Origin of the sequence: Mesorhizobium sp. M4A.F.Ca.ET.050.02.1.1 (genome assembly GCF_003997725.1) — a bacterium.
Classification (GTDB): domain Bacteria; phylum Pseudomonadota; class Alphaproteobacteria; order Rhizobiales; family Rhizobiaceae; genus Mesorhizobium.
In genome coordinates this window covers 1-4,710 of record NZ_RZSG01000479.1, presented here as the reverse complement: position 1 = coordinate 4,710, position 4,710 = coordinate 1, and the positions used below count along the sequence as shown (strand labels likewise).

Genomic DNA, 4,710 nt, shown 5'->3' with positions numbered 1-4,710 from the left:
GCCTGAAGCTGCTTGAACAGGTCTTCAGCGCCTTCGCGCGCCAGGCGCTCCGGGGTCGCGGAATAGGTGTTGATGGTGATGACGCGGGCGCCCGCCTGGATGAACTCCGCATGCAGGTCGCGCACCAAATCCGGTTCGTCGATCAGCACCCTGGCCGACCACAGTGGCGTCGGCTCGGATTTGCTGCGCCGGACCAGTTCCTGGCCCATGCCGCCATCAGTGAGAATTACGGACTTCATGCCCTTAGTCTTTCATTGTTCGGATCCCAGAGCGGCTCGTCCTTCTGCACCACCGCCTTGAAACGGTCGCCGAAGATCTCGATCTCCAACGGGGTGCCGGGCTCGGCGAGGTCGGCGCGCAGCATGCCGAGTGCGATCGATTTGTCGATGCGATGACCCCAGCCGCCCGACGTCGTCTCGCCGACGATCCTGCCGTCATGCCAGAGCGTCGACATATAGGGCGCGTCGCAATCGCCGGGGTCCTCAACGACCAAAGTGACAAAGCGCTTCTTCACGCCCTGCTGCTTTTCGTTGAGCAGTGCCCCCTTGCCGCGGAACTCGGGCTTGTCCCATTTTACGAAGCGCTCCAGTCCGCCCTGCAGGATCGAATAGTCGGTCGAAAGATCGCCCTTCCAGGCGCGGTAGCCTTTTTCGAGCCGGAGCGAATCCAGCGCATACATGCCGAACGGCTTCAGCCCGTGGTTTTGTCCGGCGGACCAGACGGCATCGAAGACCGTTGCCGTGTCGGCGACCCTGGTGTGGATCTCCCAGCCGAGCTCGCCGGCGAAGGAGACGCGCACCAGCTTCGCCCAGCGTCCGGCGATCGTCGTTTCCTGATGCGTCAGCCAGGGAAGCGTGAGGTCGGCGGCGCAGACCCCGCCCAGAATCTTGCGCGAGTTCGGGCCGGCGAGGATCTGGGTGGAATACTCCTCGGTGCGGTCGGTCAAGGTGAAGGTCGCATTCTTGGGCATGCGCGATTTCAGCCATTCGAAATCGTGCCATTGCGCGACCGCGGCGGTGATCAGCGTCATCTGGTCCTCGCCATGGCGCACGACCGACATTTCGGTGACAATTCGGCCCTTGTCGTCGGAGAAATAGACGAGGCCGATGCGGCCGGGCTTCGGCACCAGGCCGGTGACCTGCAGCGCCAGCCAGTCGGCGGCGCCCGGACCTTCGAGGTTGAAGCGCGAGAAGCCGGGCAGGTCGAGGATGCCGGCGGCATCGCGCACTGCCAGGCATTCCTCGCGCACGCGGTGCTGCCACGGCCCGTCGCGGCGGAAGGTCAGCGTCGATTCCTCCGACGTGTCGTCGCCGGGCTGAGCGTACCAGGTGGCGCGTTCCCAGCCATTGTAGGCGTCGAACTGGCCGCCGAGCGCCTTGATGCGATCGTGCAGCGGCGACAGCTTGCGGTTGCGGCCCTCCGGCCAGGCGTGGCGCGGGAACTGGATGGCGTATTCGTTGCCGTAGATCTCCATGCCCTTGGCGACGCAATAGTCGGGTGCCGAGGCAAAGCTGGTGAAGCGGCGCGGATCGCAGGACCACATGTCCCATTCAGTCTGGCCTTCGGTGACCCACTCTGCCAGCACCTTGCCGGCGCCGCCGCCTTGCGCGATGCCGAAGGTGAAGACACAGGCCTCGAAGGCATTGGGCACGCCGGGCATCGGGCCGATCAGCGGATTGCCGTCCGGCGCGTAGGGGATAGGCCCATTGATCACCTTGGAGAGGCCGGCGGTGCCGAGGATCGGCACGCGCGCGACGGCGTCGGCAAGGTAGTGCTCCAGCCGGTCGAGATCGTCGGGGAAGAGCTGGAAGGAAAAATCCTCCGGCATCGGGTCGTTGTGGGTCGCCCAATGCGCGCGGCAATTGCGCTCATAGGGGCCGAGGTTCATGCCGGTCTTTTCCTGGCGCAGATAGTAGGAGGTGTCGACGTCGCGCAGCAGCGGCAGCTTTTTGCCCTGTTCCTTCGTCCAGGCGGCAAGCTCGGGGATCTCCTCGAACAATATGTATTGATGGCTCATCACCATCATCGGCACTGCGCGGCCGAACATTTTTCCTAGCTCGGCGGCGCGGTAGCCGGCGGCATTGACCACGATCTCACAGCGGATTTCGCCCTGCGGTGTGGCGACCACCCATTCGCCGTTCTCGCGGCGAGCGCCGGTGACCGGGCAGAAGCGGATTATCCTGGCGCCCATGTCGCGCGCGCCCTTGGCCAGCGCCTGCGTCAGCTGCGCCGGATCGATGTCGCCGTCGCTCGGGTCGTAGAGCGCGCCTTTCAGCTCATGCGTCTCGATGAAGGGATAGCGGCGCTTGATCTCGTCCAGCCCGACGACGTCGATGTCCATGCCCTGGTAGCGGCCCATGCCCTTGGCGCGCCGGAATTCCTGCATGCGCTCCTTCGAATGGGCGAGCCTGAGCGAGCCGGTGACGTGGTAGTTCATCGGATAGTCGACGGCATCGGCGAGCCCGCGATAGAGCTCGGTCGAATAGCGCTGCATGTTCATCAGCGACCATGAGGACGAGAAGGTCGGCACGTTGCCGGCGGCATGCCAGGTCGAGCCCGAGGTCAACTCGTTCTTTTCGAGCAGCACGCAATCGGTCCACCCCGCCTTGCAAAGGTGGTAGAGCGAGGAGGCGCCGACGACCCCGCCTCCGATGATCACCACGCGTGCCGTGCTCGGCAAACCCGCCATGTTCTTCCCCTCCAATCAATAGACAGGTGGCGAAACCACCCAGATGACCACCGCCGGCTCGGCGCCGGGATTGCGCCAGCGAAACGGCTTGCCATCGAAACGAAAGCTGTCGCCTTCGCCGAGCCGGTGCCAGACGCCGGCAATCTCGATCTCGAAAACACCCGACGTAACATAGCCGGCTTCTTCGGTCGGACGGCGCGCTTCGGTCTTCAGCTCCGCACCCGGCGCAAATTCCGAGCGCAGCATCTCGAAGCTACCGCCGAGGTCGGGCGACAGAAGCTCCTCCACAAGTCCGGATTCGCTTGTGCCAAGCGAGCGGCGGCTGCCGGCACGCACGACCACGCCGCGCTCCGCCTCGACCGGCACGTCATGGCTGAAGAACAGGCTGATCGGCACGCCGAACAGGTCGGCGAAAGCCCTGAGGTCGCCGAGCGAAGGGACCGACAGGCCGCGCTCTACCTGACTGACCCAGCCGACGGAGCGGCCGAGCCTCAGGCCGATCTCGGCCAGCGTCAGCCCGCGCGCCTTGCGCAGCGCACGGATGTCGCCGGCCAGCAACCGCTCGCCATTGTCCTGTTCCGGCCTGGGAGCGGTCGAGACCATCGGCCTTCCGATGAAAAATTGGAGACAAATTTCATGAGAGGGCAACTCCATGAAAAAATCAAGAGGATTTTCATGATGCCACAAGATTTGCTTGCGCGTTTTTTGCGGTTCATGCAAAGGCTCGGCGACGAACGGCGAATGGGGACGTCCGGTCGGGGGCCAGGTTTCAAGGAGTCTGTGCGTGGTCCTTCGCGGGAGCCGGTTTGGTTCCCGGTCACGCGCAAAGGGACGACCCATGCTGGAAAACAACAGCCGGATAGCCAAGGATGCGGCGATCGTCGACGAGGCGATCACGTCGCGCCGCTCGGTGCGCGCCTTCCTGCCCGATATGGTCGACGACGAGACGGTCCGCGACATCCTTTCCGTCGCCGCGCGCGCGCCATCCGGCACCAACATGCAGCCTTGGCGGGTGTATGTCACCAAGGGCGATGTCAAGCAGCGCATTTCTGAGGCCATCCTCAATTCAGGCATCCGCGCCGAGAAGGCCGAGTGGGACGAGTATCGCTACTATCCCGACCAGTTCTTCGAACCCTATCTCACTCGTCGCCGCGCGAACGGCTTCGGCCTATATGGCGCGCTCGGCATCGGCCGGCGCGAGGTCGACAGGATGCGGGCGCAGCACGATCGCAACTTCGTCTTCTTCGATGCGCCCGTCGGCATAATCTTCACCGTCGACCGGCGGCTGAACAAAGGATCGTGGATCGACTACGGCATGTTCTTGCAGAACATCATGGTGGCAGCGAGGGGAAGGGGCCTGCATACCTGCCCACAGGCGGCCTTCGCGCCTTATCACCGGCAGATCCGCCCGGTTCTCAACATCCCCGACGAGGAGATCGTCGTCTGCGGCATGGCGCTGGGCTACGAGGACAAATCCAAGCCCGAGAACGAATTTCGTACCGACCGCGCGCCGCTGGAAGACTGGGTAACGTTCAGCGAGTAACGGCCGCCAGCCAGCGCCAGCGGCCTTACTCGGTGTTCACATGCGCGCCGTGGCCGCTGACATGGGCGCCGTCCTGCGGCGTCAGCCGCAGATACGCGAACAGCGCGCACAGCGTGATCAGGCCTTCAATCAAGAACAGGATGCGGAAATCGTTGACGCTGGCATGGCCGCCGCTGGCGAGCAAAGACAACAACGCCGCCGCCAGGCCGACGCTGATCGCCACCGCAAGCTGCCAGAGAATGTAGTAGAGCGCGCTGAAGCGGGCGAGTTGCTCGGGCGCGACATCCGAATAGGAAAGGTTCCCGGTTGAAGCCCATTGCACCGAGCGGAAGACGCCGAAGATGAAGATGTAGGCGAGCACGATCCAGGCGGGCAGACTCGCCTGCATCGAGGCGAAGCCCGCGACGAGGCAAGCGACGATCGGCGTGTTGGTGACCAGCACGCGGCGGAAGCCAAAGCGGTTGAGGATGCGCGGCAT

Annotated in this window: 5 protein-coding genes; 1 reads left to right on the top strand and 4 read right to left on the bottom strand. The window is 64.3% G+C overall.

Annotation, left to right across the window (positions count from 1 at the left end):
* The 3 genes from EOA33_RS24995 to EOA33_RS24985 form a co-directional block, all read right to left on the bottom strand.
* The coding region (locus EOA33_RS24995; protein WP_190234364.1) for a homocysteine S-methyltransferase family protein at positions 1-239 on the bottom strand (239 nt) is incomplete at its 3' end.
* On the bottom strand, positions 236-2,689 hold the full coding sequence (locus EOA33_RS24990; protein WP_126054068.1) for an FAD-dependent oxidoreductase: 2,454 nt from the start codon (positions 2,687-2,689) through the stop codon (positions 236-238). The genes EOA33_RS24990 and EOA33_RS24995, both read right to left, overlap by 4 nt.
* Before the next feature lie 15 nt (positions 2,690-2,704).
* Entirely contained in the window at positions 2,705-3,292 is a 588-nt protein-coding gene (locus tag EOA33_RS24985) for an XRE family transcriptional regulator (protein WP_126054069.1), read from the bottom strand.
* Between the two features lie 235 nt (positions 3,293-3,527).
* On the opposite strand from EOA33_RS24985, the gene EOA33_RS24980 reads away from it, so the two are divergent.
* Positions 3,528-4,232: a nitroreductase gene (locus EOA33_RS24980; protein WP_126054070.1), complete on the top strand. Its 705-nt coding sequence runs from the start codon at positions 3,528-3,530 to the stop codon at positions 4,230-4,232.
* A gap of 25 nt (positions 4,233-4,257) precedes the next feature.
* Here EOA33_RS24980 and EOA33_RS24975 read toward each other — a convergent pair.
* The coding region (locus tag EOA33_RS24975; protein WP_127406841.1) for an MFS transporter at positions 4,258-4,710 on the bottom strand (453 nt) is incomplete at its 5' end.

Coding starts and splice junctions, on each gene's coding strand:
- EOA33_RS24985 (WP_126054069.1), bottom strand. CDS start 3,292: ATGGTCTCGACCGCTCCCAGGCCGGAACAGGACAATGGCGAGCGGTTG.
- EOA33_RS24990 (WP_126054068.1), bottom strand. CDS start 2,689: ATGGCGGGTTTGCCGAGCACGGCACGCGTGGTGATCATCGGAGGCGGG.
- EOA33_RS24980 (WP_126054070.1), top strand. CDS start 3,528: ATGCTGGAAAACAACAGCCGGATAGCCAAGGATGCGGCGATCGTCGAC.